The organism is Rhodococcus sp. FH8 (assembly GCF_019266085.1).
Lineage (GTDB): Bacteria > Actinomycetota > Actinomycetes > Mycobacteriales > Mycobacteriaceae > Rhodococcus_F > Rhodococcus_F qingshengii.
Genome location: NZ_LPNQ01000055.1, coordinates 68,772 through 95,305 on the forward strand (window position 1 = coordinate 68,772; position 26,534 = coordinate 95,305).

Here is a 26,534-nt window from a genome sequence, read left to right on the forward strand (position 1 = left end):
AGGTGCGCAAATAGCAGAACGCGCATACGAACGCGATAGACCGCTTTGCGCGGGTTACCGGGCAACGCTGCAACGCCAACTAGTATCGATGAGGTGTCTGGTGCCGAACGAACAAACAGGAGTCGCCGCAACCCGCGGCGTCGACCTGCCGTCGGCAACCCCGATAAACCTTTGATGCGAACCGTCCGTGAAACTTCTGCGGGCGGCTTGGTCGTCGACGGCTGGGGAGGACCCCCGGAACGCCTCTGCGCTGCACTGATCGGCCGAACCGACCGCCGCGGACGCCTGCTCTGGTCGCTACCCAAGGGCCATATCGAACAAGGTGAGACCGCCGAGCAGACCGCGATGCGTGAGGTCGAAGAAGAAACCGGTATCCAGGGAACCGTCCTGGCACCGCTGGGCAGCATCGACTACTGGTTCGTGACCGAAGGTCGACGCGTCCACAAGACCGTGCACCACTATCTCCTCCGCTTTCTCGGCGGTGAACTCTCCGACGAGGACATCGAGGTCACCGAAGTCGCCTGGGTGCCGCTGACGGAACTGCACAAGCGACTCGCATACGCCGACGAGCGCAAGCTGGCCGAACTTGCATCGCAGATGATCGCCGAAATGCCGCGACCTGAGATTCTGCGAACACAGCACCCGAAGGAACCGGACGCCGGATGAGAATGGCTCTGCGGCGGGCCGGTGTGGCCGCTCTGGTGATGGCCGCTGTCGGTTTCGGGCCTGCAACGACGGCCGTCGCAGGTGCAGCGCCGTCCAGCCAGCCCAGTGAGCGCGCCCCGGCGCGAAACACCAACGATGCCAAATTTCTGCAACTGACCATCGACTCCACCGCACCGACCACCGTGACGACCACCAGCGACCGCAACGTCGTGGTCAAGGGCACGGTGAAGAACGTCGGTGACCGTCCCGTCGAGGACGTCGGGGTGAGGCTGCAACGCGCTCCCGCGATCGACTCCAGTTCCGACGTGCGCGCAGCACTCGATTTCGACCAGGCTGTTTTCGACACGGTCGGCGAATTCGACACCGTCGCCACCACCCTCGACACCGGCCAGTCCAAGCAGTTCACGCTCACCTTGCCGCTGCGGAGCACTACCGGGTTGTCTCTCGACATCACCGAACCGGGCGTCTACCCGATGCTCGTCAACGTGAACGGCACCCCGGAGTACGGCGGTGCCGCCCGACTCGACGACGCACGCTTCCTGCTCCCCGTCCTCGGTGTGCCGGCCGCAGCCGAATCGAACGCCACAGCCGGAACCCCCAGTTCGTCCGCCACGGCCGTCGTTCCCCCCGACACGTCCGCCCCGATCGGCGTCACGCTCATGTGGCCGCTGGCCGATGCGCCACGCCTCGTCGGCGGAATCCCCGGCGCGGTCAACGAGCCCGTACGCCTGATCGACGACGAACTTGCCACCGAACTTTCCGACGGCGGCCGTCTGGACGCGTTGGTCGATGCGGTGGAGAACGCCACCAAGCCCGAGAGCGATACCGATCGCCGCGTCACGGATGCGCTCTGCCTGGCAATCGACCCCGACCTTCTGATCACCGTCGAGAACATGACTCGCGGATACCTCGTGGCCGACAACTCGTCCGACCCCACCGGGCCGTCGCACGAAGGCCGCGGCAGCGACGCCGCCAACCAGTGGCTCGGCCGGGTGAAGACGCTCGCGTCCTCGATGTGCACGACGGCGGTTCCGTTCGCGCAGTCCGATCTCGCCGCGGTCACCTCGGTGGCCAATCCGGAGTTGACGGCTACCGCGCTCACACGGCCGGCGGACATCGTCGACAACATCCTCGGCGTGACCTCACTGCGAGATTTCGTCTGGCCGGATTCGGGTGTCCTCGACTCGGCCACCGCAGAGGTGCTGAGCGTGAATCCCACCACAGCGATGGTGGCTGACACTTCCGTCGACTCGGCAGCTCCGCAGCTGTCGTCGCGGATAACCGGCTCACTCGACGCGCTTGCCTTCGACACCTCGGCGGCAGCGGCGCTGGCCGCCACCGGCTCGGAGCCGCAGGTCCCGTCGTACATCCCCGACGACACCGCGCCGACCATCGACATCGAATCGCGCAGCGCCCGGCGTCAGGACGCGCTGGGGGCGATGGCCTGGGCCGCGCTGACGCCGACGTCGCTGCCGCGCAATCAGATCTTCGCGCCGCCGCAACTGTGGACCGCCGACAGCAACGACGCCACGGCGGTGCTCTCGATGCTCGCGACCCTCATCCGGTCCGGGCTCGCCTCACCTCAGGCCCTGCCGGCACTGCTCGGCAGGCAACCGGGCGCGACGGACGCTGCCACTCTCGACTACCCGGACCGGGCTACCCAGGACGGTCCGCAAACGTCCGTCGTCGAGACCGCAACCACCCAACTTCCGCGTATCGACGGGCTCGAAGCTTCGCTCGTGGACGATCCGGCGGCTTCGCTCACCCCCCGGGGATTCACGGCGCCGCTCCGCGAAGATCTGCTCCGCTCGATGACCTTGGCCGATCGCCGCAACGTCGACTCCGCTTCGGTCAATCGGGCGGAGCGCGCTGCGACCATCCGCGCCGACAACGTCACCGAAGCCGTCGACGGGATGTACCGGGCCGTCAGTGTGGTGTCGCCGGGCGGCGTCTACACCCTCGCGTCGGGGCAGAGTCCGCTCCTCCTGGTGGCGCGCAACGAGCTGCCCATCGCCATCAACGTCGACCTGCGTGTGGAAGCCCCACCCGAGATGCAGATCAGTGACATCGGTCCCAAACAGCTTCCGCCGCGAGGTAGCCGACAGTTGACTGTGCCCGCGGAAATGAACGATTCTCGCAAGCTGGAAGTCAACTTCTCGCTGACCACGACAGATGGCCGCCAATTGGGTACGCCGACCAGCGTGACCGTACGGTCGAATGCGTACGGTCGTCCCCTGGCCGCCGTGACGGCGACAGCGGGAGGGTTGCTGCTGTTCCTGGCAGGGCGACGGCTGTGGCATCGATTCAAGGGTCAGCCGGACCCAGCAGATGAAGGGTACGAACGCTCATGACCGGGAATCCACCCGAGGAGGGTCGCCGCTCGGCGATCACCCGCAAGAGTGCCACGACCCGCTCGCATCCTCGGATGCCACCGTGGGAGCGTGGTTACCCGATCCAGCCGGTCAACCCGGACGCACGTTTCGACGACGCACCCACCATGACCATCCCGGTGATCCGCGACTACCCCCGGTACCGCGAAGCCGAGATGGAATTCGCCGACCGGCAGACGACCACGTCGGACGAGTTCGACACCGACGCCCATGTCCAGGTCGGGGAACGCAAGGAGACGAACTCTCGACTCCTCGCGGCAACGGGTTCCATCGCGATCGCGACGCTGACGAGCCGTATCACGGGATTCGCCAAGCAGTTGATGATCCTGATGGTCCTCGGCCCCGCCATCGCCAGCTCGTTCACCGTCGCCAGCCAGATTCCGAACATGATCGCGGAACTGGTTCTGGGCGCCGTGCTGACTGCCATCGTCGTCCCCGTGCTGGTCCGCGCCGAGCGGGAGGACGCCGATCACGGCGAAGCGTTTGTCCGACGCCTCTTCACGGCGTCGCTCGTCCTACTGGGCATGGCCGCGCTGCTCGCGACCCTGGCAGCACCCGTACTCACCAAATACGTCTTCCTGTCCGAAGACGGCAAGGTCAGCACCGACCTGACCACGGCGCTGTCGTATCTACTTCTGCCGGCGATCCTGTTCTACGGGCTGTCGGCGCTGTTCACAGCGTTTCTGAACACCAGGCAGATCTTCAAGCCCGGAGCCTGGGCTCCCGTACTCAACAACGTCGTCGTCCTCGTGGTGCTCGTGATCTACCGCCTGACTCCGGGCGAGATCTCGCTTGATCCGGTCTCGATGGGCGACGCAAAGCTGCTCACCCTCGGTATCGGCATCACCATCGGCGTCATCGTGCAGGCAGCCAGCCTGATCCCCGCGCTTCGCCGCGAGAAGATCTCGCTCAAGCCGCTGTGGGGTCTCGACGATCGCCTGCGCCAGTTCGGCGGCATGGCCGTCGCCATCGTCTTGTACGTCCTGATCAGCCAGATGGGCATGATCTTCGCGACCAAGATTTCCTCACATGCCGACGAAGCCGGCCCTGCCATCTACAGCCAGGCCTGGTTGCTCCTGCAACTCCCGTACGGCGTGCTCGGAGTGACGGTTCTGACCGCGATCATGCCGCGCCTGAGCCGCAACGCTGCGGCCGACGACACCCCGGCCGTCGTGGACGATCTGTCGGTCGCAACACGTCTGACCATGATCACGCTGGTTCCGATCATCATGTTCCTGACCTTCATGGGTCCGCAGGTCGGTGAAGCGCTCTACGGTTACGGCCGCTTCGGACCCGAACAGGCCGAACGACTCGGCACCGCTGTGAGCTGGTCGGCATTCACGTTGATTCCGTACGCACTGGTCCTGATCCAACTTCGAGTGTTCTACGCCCGCGAACAGGCCTGGACGCCGACGTGGATCGTTCTCGGCATCACTGCAGTGAAGATCGCTTTCTCGGCGCTGGCTCCGGTCTTCGCGTCCAACAGCGATCAGGTCGTGATCCTGCTCGGTGCGGCCAACGGTCTCGGCTACATCACCGGCGCCGTCATCGGCGGGTACCTCCTGCACCGCAGCCTCGGAAACCTGCAGATGGCCAACGTGGGCAAGACAGTCTGGTCCGTCGTACTCGCCTCGCTAGCCGGGTCGTTGACCATGCTCGCGGTCGACCGGGTCCTCGGATTCGATCAACTCACCGAGCGTTTCGGCGGACCTGGCTCGATGGTTCGCGTCGCCGTCGGCGGCATTCTGATGCTCGCGATCACCTTCACGATTCTCTACTTCAAGAAGGTTCCGGAGGTTCTGTCGGTAACGGTTGCGGTCTCCCGCAAGATTCGTTCACTGACAGGTCGCGCCGAACCGGACACACGTAACAACACCGACGACGACGTCACCGAGCTGATTCCTGCAATCAGAACGGAATCAAACGAGCAAGAACGACCGGGTGCGCTCCCGTACCCTGGTCGTGGGCGTACAGGATCGCAACCCGCGCGTATTCGGGGACGGGCTATCGATGGAGAAGGAGCGAGGGTGAGCGACGACAACGTTTCCGGCAACAAGAGTGCCGGGACTTCTGCCGTGAAAGCGTCCGAACAGAAGTCAACGGCATCGTCGGGCACACCTGCATCCACGAGTTCCTCCGCATCTGCCGGCCAGAAGCCACAGCAGGGTCAGAAGCCACAGCAGGGTCAGAAGCCACAGCAGGGTCAGAAGCCACAGCAGCCCGCACAGCGACCGCAGCAGGGCCAAAGCCCGCAGGGTCAGAAGCCGCAGCCGCCGGTGCAGAAGGCCGCTCCGCCGGTACCTCCGGTCAGTGTGTCCAAGACACCTTCGGCGCCCGTGTCGAAGACACCTTCAGCACCTGTCTCGAAGACACCCGCGCCGAAGACGCCTGCTCCGGACAAGAAGGCACCCGAATCTCAGAAGACGGCTGCCGCTCAGACACCACCGCCCGCTGCACCTCGCACACCTTCCGCCGGATCCGCATCACGACCGGCCCAGCGACCGATGCCACGTGGACCCAAGCTCATCCCCGGCGCATCTGTCGCCGGCGGACGCTACCGTCTGCTCGCGCCGCACGGCGGAACCCGCGGACTGCAGTTCTGGGAAGCTCTCGACGTCAAGCTCGACCGTGAAGTAGCCCTGACGTTCGTCGACGCCGATCAGCGCGGTGACGACGACAGCCAGTCCGGACCGCAGGCAGTTCTCTCACGCACTCTGCGCCTGGGACGAATCAACTCGCCCGGTCTGGCTCGCGTCCTCGACGTCGTCCGCGGAAGCTCGGGCGGCATCGTCGTCGCCGAATGGACTCCCGGCCGCTCGCTGCGTGAGATGGCCGAGACGACGCCGTCGCCGATCGGTGCAGCCCGCGCCATCCGCGCCCTCGCGGCGGCTGCCGAAGCTGCTCACCGCACCGGCGGTGCGCTGTCCATCGATCACCCGGACCGCGTTCGCATCAGCATCAACGGTGACGCCGTACTGGCGTTCCCGGCGACGCTTGCCGACGCCGATTCCACCAGCGACGTCCGCGGTCTCGGCGCCATGCTGTACTCGCTCATCACGGCGCGCTGGCCGCTCGCCGATCCGTCCGCCGGTCCCGTCGGTGGTTTGCTTCCCGCCGGCCGCGGCGCCGACGGGAACATCGTCGAGCCTCGGGTCGTCCGTCCGGAGGTTCCGTTCGACATCTCGGCCGTTGCGGTTCGAGCGTTGCAGTCGGAGAGTGGAATCCGCACTGCTGCCACCGTGCAGCACATCCTCGATCAGGCGTCCGTCGTCAACGACAAGACGGAAATGATTCCGGCACTTCGTCTCGGCCACCGCGAACAGGGTGCGTCGGGTCATGCACTGAACGACCCCGAAGCCATCGAGGCCGAGAAGAAGAAGTCGACGCGGATGCTCGCGGCACTGACGGCGCTCGGTGTCTTCACCGTGATCGTCCTGATTCTCCTTGTGGTGTGGGTAGCGAGCTTCCTCTCGGGTGGCAGTAACGACACCCCGCTCAGCGAGCAGAGTTTCGGACTGACCACCGAAGCCACTGCGCCCGAGAACAATTCACCGGCGCCCGCACCGGCGGCAGCAACCGTTCCGGTAGCTTCCTCGGCCGTAACGGTGTTCTCACCCCAGGGAACGCCGGATCAGCCGGCAACAGCGAAGAACGCCATCGACGGCAATCCGGCCACCGCATGGTCGTCGGATTCGTACTTCCAGCCGTTCCCGTCGCTGAAGAACGGTGTCGGCCTGATGGTGACGCTTGCCGATGCCGCCAACCTGAAGAACGTTGCGATCACGTCTGATTCGCCGGGAACCGTCGTTGAAATCCGTTCTGCCCCTTCTGCGAATACTTCGCTGGATCAGACCAAGGAAATCGGATCGGGTGTCCTGAAGAACGGCGTGACCGACATTCCAGTCACGTCGGACGGCTCGGGTCAGTATGTCCTGGTTTGGATTACGCAGCTCAGCACCGAATCCGGACAAAACCAGACATCCATCTCGGAGATTGCATTCACTGCTGCAAAGTGATCGCCCTTGGCCCTTCTGAAACCTACCGACTGGGCTAATATCCGCCCGTGCACAGTTATCGGGGGGGCACCGGGGGCGGAGCCGGAAAATTCGAATCCAGAAGTTTCGAGAACAAGAATCTCGAGGCGACGGATTTCGAATTGTTGACTGCTCATGTCGAGGGCGATCGGCATGCGTTCCGTGAACTACTGACCAGGCATCAGGATCATCTGTGGCACGTTGCCCGGCGAACGAGCTACTCGGACGAGGATGCGGCCGACGCTCTCCAGGAGGGTCTGCTGTCCGCGCACCGCAAGGCCGCGAAGTTCCGCGGCGACGCGGCGGTGCGTAGTTGGCTCCACACCATCGTGGTCAATGCCTGCCTCGACCGGATCCGACGCAACAAATCGCGGGCCGCGTTTTCTCTGTCTTCCGAGAATGCGGAGGAACCCCGCGATCACCGCGATTACGCGGCAGGAGTGGACATGAGCCTGACCGTCGAACAGGCACTGGCATCGCTGCCGCCTGAGCAGCGTGCTGCCGTCGTCGCCGTCGATGTCGAGGGGTATCCGGTAGCCGAGGCCGCCGAGAGGTTGGGAGTGCCCGTAGGGACCGTGAAGAGTCGCTGCGCCCGCGCGCGCAAGCGTCTCGCCGCCCAGTTGGAGGACTTTCGCGAAGGCGGGAACCATTCGTGAACCGGCCGCGTCCTATCTTGTAAGGGTCCGCACCGACTGCCGAGGGAGGGTTCATGACAGATCCGTCTGTTCGCGTTCCGTCGCCTCCGTTTTCGGAAGACCTACTCGCAGATCTTCACGCCGGGGTTCTCGATTCCGAAACCAGTGCGGCTCTGTGGCCGGTGGTACACGCAGATCCTGACGCCCATGCATTTGTCACCGCCCTTGACGGCGTCACGGCATCACTCGCGACACTGAACTCGAGCAAGGCCACTCACGAACGGATTCCGAATTCGCTTGCCGAGCGAATCAATTCGGCACTGGATCTACAGTCAGAACAGCTGGAGCCGCCAGCTGAGGCAGCTGTCGTGCCGTTCCGGCGGCGCCCACAAGCGTGGGTTCTCGGTGCCGCAGCAGCCGTGTTGGTAGCCTTCGTGATCGTTGTTATCGGAACCCGAGATTCCGAACCTGCCGAAAGTGTTGTCGCTCAACCGAGCACACCGGCGACGTCTGCTGTCGACGATCCGGATTCGGCGTCCCTGCTCTCACTCGTCGGATCCAAAAACCTTGGACCACTGGATGATCCATCCAAACTTGCCGGATGCCTACGCGCCAACGGCATCGGCGAGGGCCGGCCTCTGCTCGGTTCCGGCGAGATTCGCATCGACGGGGCGCCGGCGATAGTCCTACTCTTCACGGGATCGCAGCCGCGTCAGATCACTGCACTGACTGTTGGCATCAACTGCAGCGACGGGAATCCGAATACGTTGTCGGTCAAGAACATCGGCTGAGGTCGACGGTCAGCGCGGCGTTGCGGCGGGTAGCAGGAGTTCGAGAATTCTCCCGCGCAACGCATCCGTATCGTCCTCGACCGCTATCAGACTCGAGAACATCGCTGCTCCGGCCGCCAAAACCAGCACGGCCTTGGCGTCGAGCAGCGCCGATTCGGGATCTTCGGCGTTCTGAAGGAAGAGTTGCGTACTCGGCCCACTGAACCCGCGCCACAATTCGTTGCGCAGATCGTCGTGGTCGCGCAGGGCCGCCAGCAATCCTGGCGACGCGGCGCGAACCTCGGGACGGGAGAAGAGCTGAGCACTTCCCTCCACCACCCAACGGATCCAGCCGTCGCGATCGGTGCCCTCGAACGGTGTCAGGTCCGGTGTCGCCCCCAGGATCGACCCGAGAACAAGATGTGCCTTCGACGGCCATCGCCGCGACATCGAGGCTCGGCTGACCCCTGCCCGTGCCGCGATCGCCCGGAGACTGAGTTGATCCCAACCGACCTCGAGGAGCATCGCTCGGGTGACCTCGAGGACTGTGTCGTCGATGCGTGGGTCTCGTGGGCGACCTGATCCTGTGGCATTCATCGTGTCGAATTGTCGGACAGATTGGGAGTAGGCGCTATATCGTCGTAGTTACGAGTCCACTGGCATCGTAAAGATCAGGCCGCCGCAGGAAGTTGAAAATGACCACAGCGCCCACACCGTCGATATTCGAACCCGCACGTCTCGGCCCTCTGACCTTGCGCAACCGCATCGTGAAAGCTGCAACGTTCGAGGGCGTCATGCCCCGGGGAGCGGTCTCGGACGATCTGATCAACTTCCACGCCGAGGTGGCCCGCGGCGGGGCCGCGATGACCACTGTCGCCTACTGCGCCGTCTCACCAGGTGGACGAGTCCACCGCGACACCCTTGTCATGGACGAGCGCGCGCTGCCGGGACTACGCAGACTGACCGACGCCGTCCACGCCGAAGGCGCACTTGCTGCGGCACAGATCGGCCACGCGGGACTGGTCGCCAACACGCTCTCCAACAAGACGAAGACTCTGGCGCCGTCGACCCGGCTGAGTCCGCCCGCGATGGGCCTCGTCAAGGGCGCGACACTCGCCGAACTCGACGGTGTCGTCTCCGACTTCGAACGGACCGCTCACGTCGCCGTGGACGCAGGATTCGACGCCATCGAGGTCCATCTCGGCCACAACTACCTCCTCAGTTCGTTCATGAGCCCCAATCTGAACAAGCGCCACGATCGATACGGTGGCAGCGTCGCCAAGCGCGCCGAGTATCCGCGTCGAGTCGTCGAAGCGGTGCGACGGGCCGCTGGATCCAGCGTGGCGGTCACCGCGAAATTCAACATGTCCGATGGGGTGCCGAAAGGTCTGTGGCTCGACCAGAGCCTGCCGATCGCCCAGATCCTCGAAGCCGACGGCCACCTCGACGCGATGCAATTGACCGGTGGCAGTTCACTTCTCAACGGAATGTACTTCTTCCGCGGCGAGGTCCCACTGGCTGAGTTTGTCGCCTCCCAACCCAAACTCGTCGGGTACGGGCTGAAGTTCTACGGTCCCAAACTCTTTCCGACGTACCCGTTCGAGGAGGGCTTCTTCCTGCCCTTCGCCCGTCAGTTCCGGCAAGCGCTGAAGATGCCGCTGATCCTGCTCGGCGGCATCAACCGCGTCGACACCATCGAGCACGCGCTGGACGAAGGGTTCGAGTTCGTCGCCATGGCGCGTGCGCTCCTCAGGGACCCACAGCTGGTCAACAAATTCCAAGCCGAGAGCGTCGACGAGGGGCTGTGTATCCACTGCAACAAGTGCATGCCCACCATCTACACCGGCACGCGCTGTGTGGTTCGGGACGCACTTGTGGTTCGGGAGGCACCGCGCCCCGCCCAGTGAGTCCCACACTGTGAGCTGCCGGCTGTGAGCCACTTTCCAGCCGAGTGCGGGAACAACACCCCTTATCCTGGTGTTGATCGGTACGGCTCTCCAAGAAGCGGAGGGTCTGCACTCACTATTGGAAGGCTCGCATGACCACCCAGCTGGAAAACACGCCCGCGGTCCATGACGTCATCATTGTCGGTTCCGGACCGGCCGGTTACACCGCTGGTGTCTACACCGCGCGTGCTGAGCTCCAGCCCGTGCTCTTCGAGGGAACCCAGTTCGGTGGCGCCCTCATGACCACCACCGAGGTCGAGAACTTCCCCGGATTCCGCGAAGGAATCATGGGCCCCGACCTGATGGAACAGATGCGTGAGCAGGCACTTCGCTTCGATACCGACATCCGCACCGAGGACGTCGAAGAGATCGATCTCAGCGGCCCGATCAAGACGGTCGTCGCGAACGGCGAAACGTACGCCGCGCACGCGATCATCCTCGCCATGGGCGCGGCAGCCCGTTACCTCGGCATTCCCGGTGAAGAACGCCTCCTCGGCCGCGGCGTCAGCGCCTGCGCCACCTGCGACGGCTTCTTCTTCCGTGACCAGGACATCGTCGTGGTCGGCGGCGGCGACTCCGCGATGGAAGAGGCAACCTTCCTGACCCGCTTCGCTCGCTCGGTCACCCTGGTGCACCGCCGCGAGGAATTCCGCGCCTCACGGATCATGCTCGAGCGCGCCAAGGCCAACGAGAAGATCCGCTTCCTGACCAACGCGGAGCCCGTCGAGGTCCTCGGCGAGAACAGCGTCACCGGGCTCGTCGTTCGTGACACCGTCACGGGTGAGACCTCCACACTCGAGATCACCGGCATGTTCGTCGCCATCGGCCATGACCCGCGCAGTGAGCTCGTCAAGGGCCAGATCGATCTCGACGACGCCGGATACGTGCGCGTCGCTCCCGGTTCCACCGCGACCTCCGTCGACGGCGTCTTCGCTGCCGGTGACCTGGTCGATCACACGTACCGCCAGGCGATCACCGCTGCCGGCACCGGATGCTCCGCAGCAATCGACGCCGAACGCTGGCTGGCCGACCGCGGCGACATCACCGCCAACACGCTCGACGCTGCCGGCCACACGGTCGACGTCGTCGGCGCTCCCTGATTCATCAAGCTGTCGTACCCAACCCTCGAGGAGTAACAGTGTCGAATACCGTCACCATCACCGACGATTCCTTCAAGCAGGACGTCCTGGGCAGCGACAAGCCCGTTCTGGTCGATTTCTGGGCAACCTGGTGCGGCCCGTGCAAGATGGTCGCCCCGGTCCTCGAGGAGATCGCCGGTGAGAACAGCGAGAAGCTGACCGTCGCGAAGCTCGACATCGACGCCAACCCGGCGGCCGCCCGCGATTTCCAGGTCATGTCGATCCCGACGATGATCCTGTTCAAGGACGGCAAGCCGATCAAGACGATCGTCGGCGCCAAGGGCAAGGCCGCACTGCTCAAGGACCTCGCAGACGTTCTCTGACGGCTGGATGAGCATCGTGGATTCTCGCAATCCACAGAATTTCTGAGATAATCGATCGATGTGCCTGATCGGGTCTACGACCAGGCACATCGATCGAATTCGTTAACCGATCCGAGAGGCTTTCACGCATGCACAGACTCCGACACGGCGATCACGGCCCGGCCGTCGCCGAGATTCGGGGCACATTGACGAAGCTGGGATACCTCCATCACGGAACTTCCGGTATTCGACGTGAAAGCGCCGACGGTGCCCACTGGGTTGCACCCGACGCCATCTTCGATCATCAACTCGACAGCGCCGTTCGCGCCTTCCAGCAGCAGCGTGGGCTCCTTGTCGACGGCATCGTGGGCCCGGCCACCTATCGGTCACTTCGCGAGGCCTCGTACCGCCTGGGCGCCCGTACGTTGATTTACCAGCTTTCTGCGCCGCTGTACGGCGACGACGTCGCAGCTCTGCAGGCCAAACTGCAGGACCTCGGCTTCTACGCAGGTCGGGTCGACGGTTTCTTCGGCCCGCAGACCCACGAATCTCTCTCGTCTTTCCAGCGTGAAATCGGGATTGCCGCCGACGGTATCTGCGGACCGCAGACACTCCGTTCGCTGGAACTTCTGGGAACCCGCGTCACCGGTGGTTCCCCACATGCGATCAGCGAAGAGGAACTGGTGCGGCGCAAGGGCCCGCAACTGGGCGGCAAGCGCATCGTCATCGATCCAGGCCTCGGTGGTCCGTCCACCGGCACCATCGTCAACGGCATCTCCGAAGCCGACATCCTGTGGGATCTGGCTATGCGCCTCGAGGGGCGGATGGCAGCAACCGGGATGGAAACCTTCCTCTCCCGCCCGCACAACGCCGATCCGAGCGAGGCCGAGCGCGCGCTGACGTCCAACGCATTCGACGCCGATCTGATGATCTCCCTGCGCTGCGACAGCAACTCGAGCCCGTCGGCGAACGGCGTCGCGAGCTTCCACTTCGGAAATTCGCACGGTTCGGTCTCGATGATCGGGCAGGTGTTGACCGGTTTCGTTCAGCGCGAGATCGTTGCGCGAACTCCGTTGCGGGACTGCAGAACTCACGGTCGAACGTGGGAGTTGTTGCGCCTGACCAACATGCCGACGGTACAGATCGATCTCGGCTACCTGTCCAACGCGTCCGACGTTGCGGTACTGACGAATCCGCGGATGCGTGACACCATCGCCGAAGCCATCTTGATCTCGGTCAAGCGGCTGTACCTACTGGGTCAAGACGATCAGCCGACCGGCACCTTCACCTTCGCCGAGCTTCTCGCAGAAGAACTTTCGGTAGCCGACCGCATTTCGTAGGTCCTGCGGTCGGCACCTGCTCACACTCTGGCGAGTTCGCTGATCTCCACCATTTCGAGAGCTGCGGCCTTCAATAGACGGTCGAGGGCTTCTTCGACGTCGACTTTCCATTCGTGATCTCGATTGAGTTCGAGACGAAGGCGCGGATAACGATGGTGCGGTGCCACGACCTCGAAACCGTAATCCTCGAGGAACTCGGCATTGATCATGCATTCTGCGGGTGAACATTCCAAAGCTGCGGTTGCGCTGGCCACGTCGGAAGCTGGCCCCGAGTCGCCGCTACGGATACCGAATGCCTCGAGCGCACGAACTCCTCGTCGGACCAGATCTGTCACGACAGCGGCCAGCAGGCTCGGCCCTAGTTCTTCCTCTATGCCCGAGGGCTCGAGGCGAAGGCTTGTGAGAAGCACTGCGTCCGAGCTGACCGGGCTGGTGGGAAACAGTTGCGCGCGCGGGATCATGCGGGGAGGGGCGTACAACGCACTGCCGAGCGGCTTTCCGTCGCGGACGGCGACCTGTCCGCACGAACCCCACTCGAGCATGACCATCGACAGCCAGGCTTCCTTCTCGAATTCCTGATCACAGAATCCTCGGGCGTCATGAAGCGCGCCCGGGTCCATCTCCCAGAACACGCATCGGCGCGCATGGGCGGAAAGCTGATCGAGGCTGTCGAGTGTGAGAGAGGTGATGACGTGAGTCGACACTGACTAACTCACTCTCCGTAGGTCCCCGAAGCGGTTTTGATGTTCGCCCGCCGCTTTTTTCTTCTCCAGGATAGGCCAGCTGTACCGAGTCGGCAGTGGCGCGAGAGTTGATCGCTCTAATGTATTGCTGTTCAACATCTTTCGTCCCGGTTCAAGATTTCGAGAAGGTCGGACCACCTAAATTCGTCACAGTGACGAAAATAGGTGGTGTGCCCGGTCATCGTCATTACGTCACCAAACGGGCATCCGAGTTCACTACGTCGATTTCTGCGCTTCCATCATTCCGACGATGCGTTGTAGGTCGTCGACCGAGCCGAATTCGACCACAATCTTTCCCTTCCGCTTGCCCAGACTGACAGTCACCCGAGTGTCGAACGAGTCCGACAACCGCTCGGCCACATCCTGCAGACCCGGCATCACGATGGGCTTGCGCTTCTGTGGGGGAGCGATCTCATTATCCGCCCGGTTGGCGAGAGTGACTGCTTCCTCCGTCGCGCGAACAGACATTCCTTCCGCGACGATGCGCGCCGCCATGACCTCCTGAGCGTCGGCACCCGCCTCAAGGGACAGCAATGCGCGAGCATGGCCGGCCGAAAGTACTCCAGCCGCAACGCGACGCTGAACCGCCACCGGCAGCTTCAGCAGACGAATCATGTTGGTCACGACGGGACGCGAACGTCCGATCCGATTAGCCAATTCTTCGTGGGTGACTTCGAACTCCTCGAGCAGCTGCTGATACGCCGCTGCCTCCTCGAGGGGGTTCAACTGCACTCGATGGATGTTCTCGAGGAGCGCGTCGCGCAGCATCGAGTCGTCATCTGTTTCACGAATGATCGCCGGAATCTTCTCCAGCCCGGCTTCCTGGCTCGCACGCCAGCGACGCTCACCCATGACAAGTTGGTACTTGTCACCGTGACGACGGACCACGATCGGCTGCATCAAGCCGAACTCGCGGATCGAGTGAACCAACTCCGCGAGTGCTTCCTCGTCGAAAACGCTGCGAGGCTGCTTCGGGTTCGTCTCGATCAGGCTCGGTTCGATCTCGAGATAGACCGCGCCGGTCGGCTCGAGTTCGGTCTCCGGCTCAGCTTCCACCGGAGCCTTCGCAGCCGACGCCTTGGTGGCTTTCGGCGTTTTCGGGGCCGCTTTGGTCGGTGGGGGAGGGGAGGGGTTGCGCTTGTCGACGCCGATTACGACGTCCGCTGCAGCCGATCCCAGACCCGGCGCCGTGGCTGGCCCAGTGGGGATGAGAGCAGCCAAGCCGCGGCCCAATCCACCTTTGCGTGCTTGACTCATCTCACTGCTCCTGGGTCGTCGTGGTGGCAGAGCGGGCGGCAAGTTCACGGCCGGCGTCGAGGTAACTCATGGCGCCACGCGAACCCGGGTCGTAGTCGAGAACTGTCATCCCGTATCCGGGAGCCTCGGACACCTTCACGCTGCGCGGAATCACAGCGCGCAGAACGGCCTCACCGAAGTGCTTGCGTACTTCTTCGGCGACCTGGTCGGCCAGCTTGGTGCGCCCGTCGTACATCGTCAGAAGGACGGTGGAGACATGCAGATCCGGGTTGAGATGAGCCTGGACGAGTTCGATGTTGCGGAGCAACTGACCGACCCCCTCGAGGGCGTAGTACTCGCACTGGATCGGGATCAGAACTTCCTTGGCAGCGACCATCGCGTTGACAGTCAGCAGTCCCAGCGAGGGCGGGCAGTCGATGAGGACGAAGTCGACGTCAAGCTCTGCTAGCACCTTGTCGTTGAGCGCGCCTTTGAGTCGATTCTCGCGGGCAACCATGGAGACCAATTCGATCTCGGCGCCCGCCAGATCGATCGTTGCCGGGATGCAGAGAAGGCGCTCACTGTGCGGGCTGGTCTGGATCGCCTCCGGGGCCTTCACTTCGCCTATGAGCAGCTCGTAGCTCGACGGGGTGCCCGAGGTATGGACGACGCCCAGAGCGGTGCTGGCGTTGCCCTGAGGGTCCAAATCGACCACAAGGACAGTGAGCCCTTGAAGAGCGAGCGCCGACGCAAGGTTCACCGTGGTCGTCGTCTTGCCGACGCCACCCTTCTGGTTCGCGATGGTGATCACGCGGCGGAACGCCGGCTTCGGCAGCGTCACCGAATGGGGATGAAGCACTTGGCTCGCTCGATGCGCGGCCGCCCCGATGGGGGTCTCCTCCGAGGAGATCGCCGCGTAGGGGGCGGTGAAATTGTCGTCGTCGTTGACGATCTGATCCGCACCCGCACTCGTGTGCTGCTTCGGTGTTTCACGTGAAACGGCGGATTCAGATCGACCCGACATTGACTGCTCCTTCGATTGGGAATCGATCACTAGGTGCTCTCATCATCTGTACATTGCTCTCGATTGCATGCGTGTAAATCATCAACGCTGGCGGCGCTTCGGGAGACGTTCGGCCTTCACCACAACAGTGGGGGTGCGGAGAATCTTGGCTCCGCATTCGAGTATTTCCAACTTACCTGCGCCCAACTTGGTGAGCGCCGTACGGTCTCGCTCGATCTCCTCGGCGGCGCTCGAACCCTTGAGTGCCAACATCCGGCCGTGCTCGTGAATGAGTGGGAGGGACCAACGTGCGAGCTTCTCGAGAGGCGCCACAGCTCGCGAGGTGACTACATCCGCGCCGCCCGCTTCCTTCACAACACCCGATTCCTCGGCTCGCCCTCGGACAACCAATACGTCCAATCCGTTGGACTCGATGAACTCCGCGAGGTACACCGAGCGTCGAAGCAACGGTTCGACGAGAGTCACCTTCAAGTCCGGGCGGGCGATCGCGAGAGGGATTCCGGGTAGGCCGGCACCGCTTCCTACGTCCACAACCGACTCACCTTCGGCGATCAGTTCACCGATCACTGCGCAATTGAGAAGGTGACGCTCCCATAGTCGGGGAACCTCACGGGGACCAATGAGCCCGCGCTCGACACCATCCGTTGCCAGGGATTGGTAGTACCGTTCCGCGATCTCATATCTGTCACCGAACACTGCGCGCGCAGTCTCTTGTTCGTCCCAGTCAACCGACGCCGCACCATTCTGTTCCACGTGAAACATCCTCCCGCGTAAACCGCGAAATCAACAATCAAGACCGAAATCATTATCCGCTCTGGAGCCGACATGTGTTCGCTTCTGCACACCGACTCGCTGTGAGTCTGCCGACTCGTTCATTCTTTGGGAAGTATTCCGCCCAAAATTCAAGTGGGGAAGGGGAGGGGTTCACGTTCCACGTGAAACATCGCGCTGACAAATCTTCCAATTCTGATGCGTTTCACGTGAAACATAGCCGGGCGATCGAACGCAGATAGGAGGTCGATTATCAATATCATCACAGTGACGAAACTGTCACGGGTAGTTACATGGATGGAATTCTGACCCAAAAAGACCAATTTTCGATGAAAAGTCGTTGCAAAAGATCGCCGACGTCGGACTGCAGAACGGACTCGGTCAGTCAGATCCTCTCTGTAGGTCGACTCGGAAAACAGACTTCGATTCCAGATCTCGGACAGCTTCGGTATCTCATCGCCGGTTGTTGCGAGCCATATATCCGGCGGCTTGACACTCCTGTTGCGGAACACCGGAGACTTGTCATCACAAAACGAGAATCAATCCAAGGAGCTTCGCACCTACCGATGCGCATCCGAGAGTTCACCCTCTCCTCTGGACTGATGGTGAACGCACTCCGCAGCATTGGGCTCGCCCTCGACTCCGTTCGCAGATGCATTGAGCAATCCGCACCACATAAATTTCTTCATCGAACTGCACCGTCGTTCCATGCCGGCTCGACACTGGGTGGGACTCGAACACGAGATCCGCCACTTGGCATCTCCGGAACGATCGTCGACTCCGGCGCACGACGAACCGTTCGCGACATTCGAAATATCCGAAGACGATCCGATCTCGGCGATCTAGGCGCCGAAGCCCCACAGATCGCGATGATCGAGCAAGCAAACGGTGACGGGCTGAAGTTGGTTCACGGCCGCATCCGTCAGGTTGGGGTTCGCGCTGACGATGGCACACCAGAAGCCATTGGGTCGTGATCGCCATCCAGTAGACATCCAATACCAATCTGGGATGGAGATCGAGGGCTCGGGGCAACAACCATCGATCCGGTTTCACGTGAAACGAAGGGCCGACTATTTCCGCTGGGGGAGGGGAGGGGCTCACATGTAGTACGCCGTGTTGTCGATCGATTATCCGAACGTGCACAGTGTGCCGCCGACAGCCAATGAGGCAATGAGGCAATGAGGCAATGAGGCAATGAGGCAATGAGGCAATGAGGCAAGCTGAGCATGACTGCTCTCCCGGATCGCCATGCCAGTGCAAGTGGAATGAATACGACGGCGACAACTCCCAGCGGCAACAACCAGCAGAGCCAATACTCCACCCCGCCCGGGCGGGAAAGACTGGACTTCCATTCTCTGCTGCAGTTCGAAGACCACGGGCCAACAACTCAGGCCGCACACGAGCATCCCGCTCAAAGCACCCAACATCGCCGCCCGCCTGCGAGATATGTTCGGGATCGAAGTCTCGGTCGCTAGCCATTTTCGTATAACACCGTTGCAGCAGGATATGTGGGCCGAGTTGGAACCTGGCCACCTTTACCCCCTGGTACACGGCGGTCTCCGCGTCACCCCGTACACCGTCGGACAAGCTGGACAGAAAGGCCCGCGCCGGCACGACGGCAGCGAACCTCCGGTTGAGGCCCGGATCAGCCCGCCGGGGCCTCGAACACCATCCTGACCTCGGTCACTTGGTAGTTCGCCCGCTTGAACGCCGCGGCCATGGGTGTGTTGGGTACGTCCGTGGTCGCGGTGATGCGATTGGCGCCATCGGCTGCGTGAAAGCGGGTGATCTCGCAGAGGATGTCGTCCACGTAGCGGCACCCGCGTAGCTCGGGCACTACTCCGAGGTATCCGACGTTGCGGTGGTAGGGCGTCGCGGACGGGATCGCGAAGCCGACCAGCGTCCCGTCCATGGTCTCCGCCAGCCGCCACCACGATCGTTCGCCGGGGCACGACCGGTAGAACTCGAGATCGTCCCGGGCCTGGCTGACGATGTCCGTAGCCGCGATGCCTCGTTGCGTGGCGACGTCCAGGCTGCCGACAGCGACCCGCTGGAACACCGCGAGGAACTCCTCATCGGTGGCGGGACGGAAAGTCAGACGCTCGGAGGGGGCGGGCACACCGGCCGCAGGCGTCCACTCGAAACGCAGCCGCTCGATGATCTCGGTCAGTCCGGCCGCCTGGGCCGCCTCACGACGCCAGGACACGGCGTCTGCGACGGCGGAATTCGCGTCCTGCCCGGCGGTCGGCACGACCAGCACATACTCAGGTTTCGCATGGAACTCGGTGTGCGCCCGCGACATGAGTTCGGCGGCAAGCGCAGCACGATCCGGCACGTCAGCCAGCACGTGCAGGAAATCAAGGGCGAGCGGACGCTCACTGTCCTCACGCCCCCACCACAGGGCACGCGCGACGATCCTGGAGCCGTCAACGGCGAACCAACTCCATTCCGGACGAAGCCGTCCGGCCGCCACCTCTTCCCGGAGCGAGTCAGTGTCGACGAACTCGACCGGATCGTTCATCGCGAACCCCACGGGCTCTTCCAGCTCGGCCCGTGTCGCGGGTCGTATCAGCAAGATTGCTTCCCTTCACGACGCTTCATTGACGACAGGTTCCGAAATAGAGATAGGCCGTGTCGACAACGATAGGCACCTGACCTTCACCGTGCCGCCGGATTCGGTTTCACGTGAAACACTCTCGGACACAAAAGCGGGCCCCGGAAAATCCGGGGCCCGCATTCGATCAAGGGGGGAGTGTCAGTCCTTGAGGACAACTACTCGGCGAGACGGCTCAGCGCCTTCGCTCTCGCTGGAAACACCGGCGACCTTGGCGACGGCGTCGTGCACGATCTTGCGTTCGAACGGCGTCATCGGAGCAAGCTCTTCGCGTTCGCCGGTCTCGAGAACACGCTGTGCAGCTTCCGCACCGAGAGCACTGAGTGCCTCGCGGCGGCCCGCCCGCCATCCGGCGATGTCGAGCATCAAGCGGCTGCGCTCGCCGGTCGACTGTTGAACAGCCAGACGAGTCAGCTCTTGGAGAGCATCCAGAACCTCACCCTTACGTCCCACAAGCTTGGTCAGGTCGTCGCCGCCGTCGATGCTGACGATCGCCCGATCGCCCTCGACGTCAAGGTCGATGTCTCCGTCGAAATCGAGAACGTCGAGCAACTGCTCGAGGTAGTCGCCGGCGATCTCGCCCTCTTCGATCAGGTCGTCATCGGAATCGTCGATGTCTACATCCACATCGGTAACCGGCGCAGTGGTCTCGGTGCTCACGTCTGCGTTCTCTCCATCCACAACGATGTCAGCTTCACTGGACATTGGTCGTTCTCTTTCCTGGATCAGCGCCGTTTATTGCGCTTGGGGGAGTTGCCGCGGTTGCTCTGTGGCCGGTTCTGTTTCGGTTTCGACGTGGAACCACCACTGGAACCCGAGGGCTTCGGCTGTGGCTTCTTGAGCGAAACTTCCGGGGCGTCACCGTCGTCGTCGGCTGAATCCGCGGTCTTCAGCGCAGCCGGAGATCCCTTCTTCTTGCTGGGATCGGGACGGGCACCGGGCTTGGGCGCATTGTCGTTGCGGCGAGTGATCGCTTCCTGCTTCTTGGCTTCTTCTTCCGCGTCGATCTTGCGGAAGACGAGGTGCTGCTGACCGTAGGTCCAGATGTTGTTCGACACCCAGTACAGGAGGATCGCGATCGGAAGGAACGGTCCACCGACCAGAACACCGAGCGGGAAGACGTACAGGGCGAGCTTGTTCATGATCGCGGACTGCGGGTTCGCGGCAGCTGCTTCGCTCTGACGGGCAACAGAAGCGCGTGAGTTGAAGTGCGTCGCGATGCTGGCGATGATCATCAGCGGAGCGGCCACGAGAATGATGTTCAGCCGTGACGGAAGCTCGGGAACGTTCTCGGTGACGTAGGCCTGAAGCTGCGCAACCGGCGTCGTGATCGCGGCCGAGATGGGCGCGCCGAACAGACGAGCATCCAGGAACGACTGGACGTCAGTGGCCGAGAAGACGTAGTTCGGGGTGTTGAGGTTGTCTTCGGCGCTCATGCCCAGCTGGCCCATGCCGGTGCCGGTGCGGTTGAACGAGCGCAGGACGTGGAACAGACCGATGAACACCGGAGCCTGAGCCAAGACCGGGAGACAGCCCATGATCGGGTTGAATCCGTGCTCCTTCTGGAGCTTCTGCATCTCGACGGCCTGGCGCTGACGGTCGCCCGAATACTTCTTCTGCAATGCCTTGATCTGTGGCTGCAGTTCCTGCATCTGACGCGTCGTGCGGACCTGCTTCACGAACGGCTTGTACAGAACCGCACGCAAGGTGAACACCAGGAACACCACGGAAAGCGCCCAGGCTATTCCGTTGTCCGGGCCGAGAATGAACCCGAAGACCTTGTGCCAGACCCACAGAATCGCGGATACCGGATAGTAGATGAAATTGAGCACGGCTCTAAGTACTCCTCTGTTCGTCCGTCGGACTGTGACACGCTGCGCGTGCTTCCGGACAGCTATGGCGGCTACCCGCATCACGGTCACGACGGGCAGGGACAGGGTCCCACCCTCCAGAATGCCAGGGGGCACACTTCGCCAACCGCACCACAGTCAAGAAAAGGCCTTTGATCGCCCCGTGAGTGCGCAGCGCTTCGACTGCGTATTCACTGCAGGTGGGGGTGAACCGGCAGGTCGGCATCCTCAAGGGCGACACATACGTCCGGTACAACTCGATACAGAAGATGAGAACAGTGGCGGGAGCGCGACGCACAGCCTTCAACACCGTGATGACACGGGAGGCTCTGGGAGTCTCGATCTGCTCAGAGAGCGGAGTACTCATGGCTCTTCACTTACCGACACCAATAGGTTCATTTTGGTCAGGCCCCCGCGCAACTGCTTGGCCAGTTCGGCTGAACTGGCGGTAGCTGCACCCGGAAGTGCGCGGATAACCACGTCTGTCTCCGGTGAAACCTGTCCGACGAAATCTGCACAGATATGACGAAGCCGGCGTGCGACTCGATGTCGAATCACCGCCGGCCCGACAGCCTTGCTCACGATCAGCCCGAACCGGGGACCGTGATTTGTTACTACCAGCGCCTCTACTTGCTCGCGATCGAACGCGTGCACGACAAGGTCGCGTCTTCCCATACGACGTCCACGTCGCACCGCCACGGAGAAATCCGCGTGGCGACGCAACCGGAACGGCTCAGGCAACACCCCGAGCTCCTGAACTCGAAATCAGATCAGGCGGTGAGGGAATCGCGGCCCTTACGGCGACGCGCCGAAACGATTGCACGACCCGCACGGGTACGCATACGAAGACGGAAGCCGTGAACACGCGCGCGGCGGCGATTATTCGGCTGGAACGTCCGCTTGCCCTTGGCCACGGTCAACACTCCTCGAAGTTCATTGACGCCTCCCGGCGTCATTCAGTGATCGACGCCTTACGGCGCCTTTGGATACAACAGGTACAGAACAATCAGCTTCACTCGTTGTGGCTTGGAAGACCGTTCCGACCTGACATATGTAGCCAGCACGAAGCGATCACCACCAGCGGGTGACCGTTCGAGGTTACTTACCACCGTTGCCAAGGTCAAACCAGCCCGATTCAGGGCCCTCCCGCGGCAACTGCGGCGACACGCCGACACTTCCATTATTCCGAAGATTCCGTTCGCGGTGTGCATACGGCCGTGACCTCGAGCGGGCCGGCAAGTGTGACCTTGGCAACAGTTCCGCTACGGAACGCAGGTGACCCGAAGGCAACCCGGACAGTTCCACCCGCGCACGCTCTCGACAAGGCCTCATCAGCACATACGGGCACGAGCACCGGACGCGACCCCGAATCCCGAGTTTCCACATTCATCCACAGGGCTGTGAGTGTTGACGCATCCCCGACACCAAGTGGCGAACGCCTCGAGTTCCGACAAAGTTGCAGGTAGATCAATTTCTCGGTCACTTTGACGAATTTGGTTGACGAAAAAACCGACTCGATGCAGGTTTGTCCACATCTGTGGATAATTGTGTGGAAACACAGCCCAGGTGGCATATTCGTAGCCTGTTACGGGGTTCTCACCCCGGGTGGTAATCCACCGAATCATTCGACGCCGCAGCCATACGCTCGGCAGCTGCAGCACACCCACTGTCGGCGAAACACGGGAAGGAACCACGTGAACGACGATCCCAACGCGCTCGCACGGGTCTGGGTCGACGTGGTTGCAGAACTCACGAGTGATGACCCCGGAAGTAATCTTCCGGCTTTGAGCAGCAAGCAGAAGGCATTTGTCCGTCTGGTGAGGCCTCTCACACTTGCTCAGGGTTTTGCACTCCTCTCGGTTCCATCGCCATTTGCTCAAGAGACGATCGAGCGCGATCTACGCGAGCCGATCCTGCAGGCACTCGGACGCCATCTCGGCGGCCAGGTCGAGGGACTCGGTGTCCGCATTGCACTCGAAGACGATGCCGACGCACCCGCCGAACCGGTCGAGGAGCGCACGGGCAGCCGTCAGTTCGAGTCGGTCAACTCATCGGGCGCATACCGTCGGCGCAGATTCACCGAAGGCGACGGCGAACCTTCGGACTCCGAGACTGCCGAGACCGAAGAAGTCGACGACGACCGCGAAGCACTCGCGAGCGTTCACGAATCGTGGCCGTCGTACTTCACGAAGCCGCCCGCTACTCCTTCTGCTTCGGGGTCCGGCGCCAACAGCCTCAATGCGAAGTACACCTTCGACACTTTTGTGATCGGATCGTCCAACCGATTCGCTCATGCCGCTGCCGTCGCGATCGCGGAGGCGCCGGCGCGTGCGTACAACCCCTTGTTCATCTGGGGAGCTTCGGGCCTGGGCAAGACGCACCTTCTTCATGCGGCCGGCCACTACGCACAGCGGCTGTTCCCCGGCATGCGGGTCAAGTACGTCTCGACCGAAGAATTCACCAACGACTTCATCAACAGTCTTCGTGACGACCGCAAGGTCGCGTTCAAGCGTCGCTACCGGGAAACGGATGTCCTGCTGGTCGACGACATCCAGTTCATCGAAGGCAAGGAAGGTATTCAGGAGGAGTTCTTCCATACCTTCAACACCTTGCACAACGCGAACAAGCAGATCGTCGTTTCCTCGGACCGTCCGCCCAAACAGTTGGCAACCCTCGAGGAGCGTCTGCGGACGCGCTTCGAATGGGGCCTGATCACCGACGTTCAGCCGCCTGAGCTCGAGACGCGTATCGCGATTCTGAGCAAGAAGGCGAGGATGGATCGCCTCGAGGTCCCGCACGACGTCCTCGAGTTGATCGCCAGCCGTATCGAGCGCAACATTCGTGAACTCGAGGGCGCGTTGATCCGCGTCACCGCTTTTGCCTCGCTCAACCGCCAGCCGTTGGATCTGACGTTGGCCGAGGTGGTCCTGCGAGATCTGATGCCCGATTCGTCGAGCCTCGAGATCAACGCGGCGACGATCATGGCGGTGACGGCCGAATACTTCAACATGTCGATCGACGACCTGTGTGGGCCGGGTAAGGCCCGGCCACTCGCTCAGGCCCGCCAGATCTCGATGTATTTGTGCCGTGAGCTCACTGATTTGTCCTTGCCGAAGATCGGTCAGACGTTCGGCCGTGACCACACGACGGTCATGTACGCCGACAAGAAGATCCGTAAGGAAATGACGGAACGCCGCAAGGTGTACGACCAGGTTCAGGAGTTGACCGCAAGGATCAAGCAGCGCTCCAAGCGTTGACCTGCACTTATTTCGATCGATGCCGCTCGAGGCAGAGGTTCCCTCGAGCGGCATCGGTGTATTCGAAGGGTTCCACGTGCGGTCCCCTCGAGTCGAGGGCGGTTGGCCACCTCGAGGGACGACACGCCGGAGTCAGACACGCCGATGAGAACAAACTCTTCGTTTCTTGTGAAAAGTATTCACATCTGTGGATAAGTGTGTTGATAACTCCGAAAGTCTGTGGAGTTCTCGAGGAGGAATCCGAAAACTTTCAGAGAGTGCACAGAGGGGGTCGATTGGTCCTCGAGTCTGTCCTCGAGAAGTGCACAGGCCCTCGAGGGGACCTACCAGCGTCGACAACCGTTGCTCCACAGATTGCACAGGACTTATTACTACTACTGAGAATTTCCTAGGAAAAGCTCTTTGAAAATAGTTCTGGGGACAACTCCTGTTGAGAACCTCGCCTCAGGCTGCGCTCGCCGCGGCTTCGGCTTTCCACTTGCGCCCTCGAGGGCATACGGTGGGCATCGCTTGGTCTGTGTCAGACTTCAAGTGAGCTGATGCAGATCCGCAGCAGACGAACATGCCTACCGAGAGGAATAACCCGGCGATGGAGCTTGGAAGCCTGAAGTTTCGCGTTTCCCGGGAAGAGTTCGCTGATTCAGTAGCGTGGGTTGCTCGTAGCCTGCCCTCGAGGCCGCCCGTGCCGGTTCTCGGCGGAGTTCTTCTCGACGCAACCGAAGCCGGCCTCACCGTTTCCGGGTTCGACTACGAGGTATCCGCGCAGGTCCGTGTCTCGGCAGATGTCACAACTGCAGGTCAGGCACTCGTCTCCGGACGCCTCCTTGCCGATATCACCAAGTCGCTTCCCAACAAGCCGGTCGATGTGACCCTCGAGGGCACTCGCGTGCTCATCTCCTGCGGAAGCGCCAAGTTCTCCCTGCCCACGATGCCGGTCGAGGACTACCCCCAGCTTCCGACGCTTCCCCAGCAGTCCGGGTCCATTCCCGTCGACCTGTTTTCCGAAGCCATCAGCCAGGTAGCCGTTGCAGCCGGCAAGGACGACACCCTTCCGATGCTCACGGGTATCCGTGTCGAGATCGAACAGAATTCGATCGTCCTCGCCGCTACGGACCGTTTCCGTCTCGCCGTGCGTGAACTCGAGTGGACTCCGGCCAATCCCGACGTCCAAGCAGCTGTTCTCATCCCGGCCAAGACTTTGTCCGAGTCCGCGAAAACGCTTGCCGGCAATGCAAATTCGCCGGTCGAGTTGGCTCTCGGTTCCGGTACGACGATCGGAAACGACGGACTCCTCGGCATCGTCAACGACGGACGCCGCACCACGACGCGCCTCCTCGACGCCGAGTTCCCGAAGTTCCGTCAGTTGCTGCCTGCTCAGCACACCGCGATGGCAACGGTCGAGGTCACGCCTCTCATCGAGGCCATCAAGCGTGTAGCACTCGTCGCCGAGCGTGGCGCACAGGTTCGCATGCAGTTCTCCGCTGACGGACTGCTCCTCTCTGCGGGTGGCGACGACGCCGGCCGCGCGGAAGAGACGCTCAACGCGTCGTTCCAGGGCGAAGCACTCACCATTGCGTTCAACCCCGGTTACCTGATCGACGGGTTGAATTCGCTTCACAGCGAAAACGTTCTGTTCGGCTTCACCACTCCCAGCCGTCCGGCTGTTCTTCGCCCCGCGGCCGAGGAAGAGCCCACGGCAGACGAGTCCGGTAACTTCGCTGCGCCCTCGAGCGAGTACACGTACCTGCTGATGCCGGTTCGCCTCCCGGGCTGAGTGGAACCCCGCACTTCAGTTCGCGCCTGACCAGGGAGAACAG

23 protein-coding genes are annotated in these 26,534 nt (G+C 62.4%); 12 read left to right on the top strand and 11 right to left on the bottom strand.

From position 1 onward, the window contains the following. Positions 1-93: 93 nt before the first annotated feature. The 5 genes from ATN38_RS02325 to ATN38_RS02345 are packed head-to-tail and all read left to right on the top strand — an operon-like array spanning position 94 to position 8,516. Complete coding sequence (locus ATN38_RS02325) at positions 94-666, top strand: NUDIX hydrolase (RefSeq protein WP_037130264.1); 573 nt, start codon at positions 94-96, stop codon at positions 664-666. Beyond that, positions 663-3,017 (top strand): DUF6049 family protein, encoded by a 2,355-nt coding sequence (locus tag ATN38_RS02330; protein ID WP_218747533.1) that lies wholly within the window; start codon positions 663-665, stop codon positions 3,015-3,017. Before ATN38_RS02325 ends, ATN38_RS02330 begins: the two co-directional genes overlap by 4 nt. Beyond that, positions 3,014-7,072, top strand: a complete 4,059-nt coding sequence (locus tag ATN38_RS02335) for a lipid II flippase MurJ (RefSeq protein WP_218747535.1) — start codon at positions 3,014-3,016, stop codon at positions 7,070-7,072. Before ATN38_RS02330 ends, ATN38_RS02335 begins: the two co-directional genes overlap by 4 nt. Before the next feature lie 47 nt (positions 7,073-7,119). After that, complete coding sequence (sigM, locus tag ATN38_RS02340; protein WP_074447119.1) at positions 7,120-7,746, top strand: RNA polymerase sigma factor SigM; 627 nt, start codon at positions 7,120-7,122, stop codon at positions 7,744-7,746. A 53-nt stretch (positions 7,747-7,799) separates the two neighbouring features. Beyond that, on the top strand, positions 7,800-8,516 hold the full coding sequence (locus ATN38_RS02345) for a hypothetical protein (protein ID WP_218747536.1): 717 nt from the start codon (positions 7,800-7,802) through the stop codon (positions 8,514-8,516). A gap of 9 nt (positions 8,517-8,525) precedes the next feature. Here ATN38_RS02345 and ATN38_RS02350 read toward each other — a convergent pair whose 3' ends face one another. Further along, the gene (locus ATN38_RS02350; RefSeq protein ID WP_030537491.1) at positions 8,526-9,092 is read right to left on the bottom strand and encodes a helix-turn-helix domain-containing protein; all 567 of its coding nucleotides are present in this window, start codon (positions 9,090-9,092) and stop codon (positions 8,526-8,528) included. A 98-nt stretch (positions 9,093-9,190) separates the two neighbouring features. Between ATN38_RS02350 and nox the strand changes: the two genes are divergently transcribed. The 4 genes from nox (at position 9,191) to ATN38_RS02370 (ending at position 13,222) form a co-directional block, all read left to right on the top strand. Continuing rightward, the gene (gene nox, locus ATN38_RS02355; protein WP_218747537.1) at positions 9,191-10,402 is read left to right on the top strand and encodes a 4,4'-dithiodibutanoate disulfide reductase; all 1,212 of its coding nucleotides are present in this window, start codon (positions 9,191-9,193) and stop codon (positions 10,400-10,402) included. A 131-nt stretch (positions 10,403-10,533) separates the two neighbouring features. After that, on the top strand, positions 10,534-11,541 hold the full coding sequence (gene trxB / locus ATN38_RS02360) for a thioredoxin-disulfide reductase (protein WP_218747538.1): 1,008 nt from the start codon (positions 10,534-10,536) through the stop codon (positions 11,539-11,541). Positions 11,542-11,579: 38 nt separating this feature from the next. Then, positions 11,580-11,903 carry a thioredoxin gene (trxA, locus tag ATN38_RS02365; protein ID WP_003942530.1) on the top strand — a complete coding sequence of 108 codons (324 nt, stop codon included), beginning with the start codon at positions 11,580-11,582 and terminating at the stop codon, positions 11,901-11,903. Positions 11,904-12,031: 128 nt separating this feature from the next. Then, positions 12,032-13,222, top strand: a complete 1,191-nt coding sequence (locus ATN38_RS02370; protein ID WP_003942558.1) for an N-acetylmuramoyl-L-alanine amidase — start codon at positions 12,032-12,034, stop codon at positions 13,220-13,222. 20 nt (positions 13,223-13,242) lie between these two features. Here ATN38_RS02370 and ATN38_RS02375 read toward each other — a convergent pair whose 3' ends face one another. The 4 genes from ATN38_RS02375 to rsmG all read right to left on the bottom strand — a co-directional run bounded on the left by ATN38_RS02375 (position 13,243) and on the right by rsmG (position 16,987). Continuing rightward, entirely contained in the window at positions 13,243-13,926 is a 684-nt protein-coding gene (locus ATN38_RS02375; protein WP_218747539.1) for a GNAT family N-acetyltransferase, read from the bottom strand. Positions 13,927-14,181: 255 nt separating this feature from the next. Then, entirely contained in the window at positions 14,182-15,222 is a 1,041-nt protein-coding gene (locus ATN38_RS02380) for a ParB/RepB/Spo0J family partition protein (RefSeq protein WP_003942563.1), read from the bottom strand. A gap of 1 nt (position 15,223) precedes the next feature. Beyond that, positions 15,224-16,225: a ParA family protein gene (locus ATN38_RS02385; protein WP_003942510.1), complete on the bottom strand. Its 1,002-nt coding sequence runs from the start codon at positions 16,223-16,225 to the stop codon at positions 15,224-15,226. Positions 16,226-16,306: 81 nt separating this feature from the next. Then, entirely contained in the window at positions 16,307-16,987 is a 681-nt protein-coding gene (rsmG, locus tag ATN38_RS02390) for a 16S rRNA (guanine(527)-N(7))-methyltransferase RsmG (RefSeq protein ID WP_019746204.1), read from the bottom strand. A gap of 717 nt (positions 16,988-17,704) precedes the next feature. On the opposite strand from rsmG, the gene ATN38_RS02395 reads away from it, so the two are divergent. Continuing rightward, entirely contained in the window at positions 17,705-17,842 is a 138-nt protein-coding gene (locus ATN38_RS02395; protein ID WP_157838935.1) for a hypothetical protein, read from the top strand. 799 nt (positions 17,843-18,641) lie between these two features. Here the strand turns inward: ATN38_RS02395 and ATN38_RS02400 are convergent. From ATN38_RS02400 to rpmH, 6 genes are all read right to left on the bottom strand, one after another. Beyond that, the gene (locus tag ATN38_RS02400) at positions 18,642-19,517 is read right to left on the bottom strand and encodes a GNAT family N-acetyltransferase (RefSeq protein ID WP_042453666.1); all 876 of its coding nucleotides are present in this window, start codon (positions 19,515-19,517) and stop codon (positions 18,642-18,644) included. Between the two features lie 234 nt (positions 19,518-19,751). Then, positions 19,752-20,315, bottom strand: a complete 564-nt coding sequence (locus ATN38_RS02405) for a protein jag (RefSeq protein WP_003942504.1) — start codon at positions 20,313-20,315, stop codon at positions 19,752-19,754. 20 nt (positions 20,316-20,335) lie between these two features. After that, a complete protein-coding gene (gene yidC / locus ATN38_RS02410) occupies positions 20,336-21,442 on the bottom strand; it encodes a membrane protein insertase YidC (RefSeq protein WP_003942570.1) in 1,107 nt (368 codons plus the stop codon). A gap of 4 nt (positions 21,443-21,446) precedes the next feature. Then, positions 21,447-21,827, bottom strand: coding sequence for a membrane protein insertion efficiency factor YidD (gene yidD, locus ATN38_RS02415; protein WP_007729147.1), 381 nt, complete (start codon positions 21,825-21,827; stop codon positions 21,447-21,449). Continuing rightward, positions 21,824-22,204, bottom strand: coding sequence for a ribonuclease P protein component (gene rnpA / locus ATN38_RS02420; RefSeq protein ID WP_003942450.1), 381 nt, complete (start codon positions 22,202-22,204; stop codon positions 21,824-21,826). Before rnpA ends, yidD begins: the two co-directional genes overlap by 4 nt. Positions 22,205-22,230: 26 nt before the next feature. Then, the gene (rpmH, locus tag ATN38_RS02425; protein WP_003942540.1) at positions 22,231-22,374 is read right to left on the bottom strand and encodes a 50S ribosomal protein L34; all 144 of its coding nucleotides are present in this window, start codon (positions 22,372-22,374) and stop codon (positions 22,231-22,233) included. A 780-nt stretch (positions 22,375-23,154) separates the two neighbouring features. On the opposite strand from rpmH, the gene dnaA reads away from it, so the two are divergent. Both dnaA and dnaN read left to right on the top strand, forming a co-directional pair. Then, positions 23,155-24,717: a chromosomal replication initiator protein DnaA gene (gene dnaA, locus ATN38_RS02430; protein ID WP_003942491.1), complete on the top strand. Its 1,563-nt coding sequence runs from the start codon at positions 23,155-23,157 to the stop codon at positions 24,715-24,717. Positions 24,718-25,306: 589 nt separating this feature from the next. Next, positions 25,307-26,491, top strand: coding sequence for a DNA polymerase III subunit beta (gene dnaN, locus ATN38_RS02435; protein ID WP_007729165.1), 1,185 nt, complete (start codon positions 25,307-25,309; stop codon positions 26,489-26,491). Positions 26,492-26,534 lie beyond the last annotated feature (43 nt).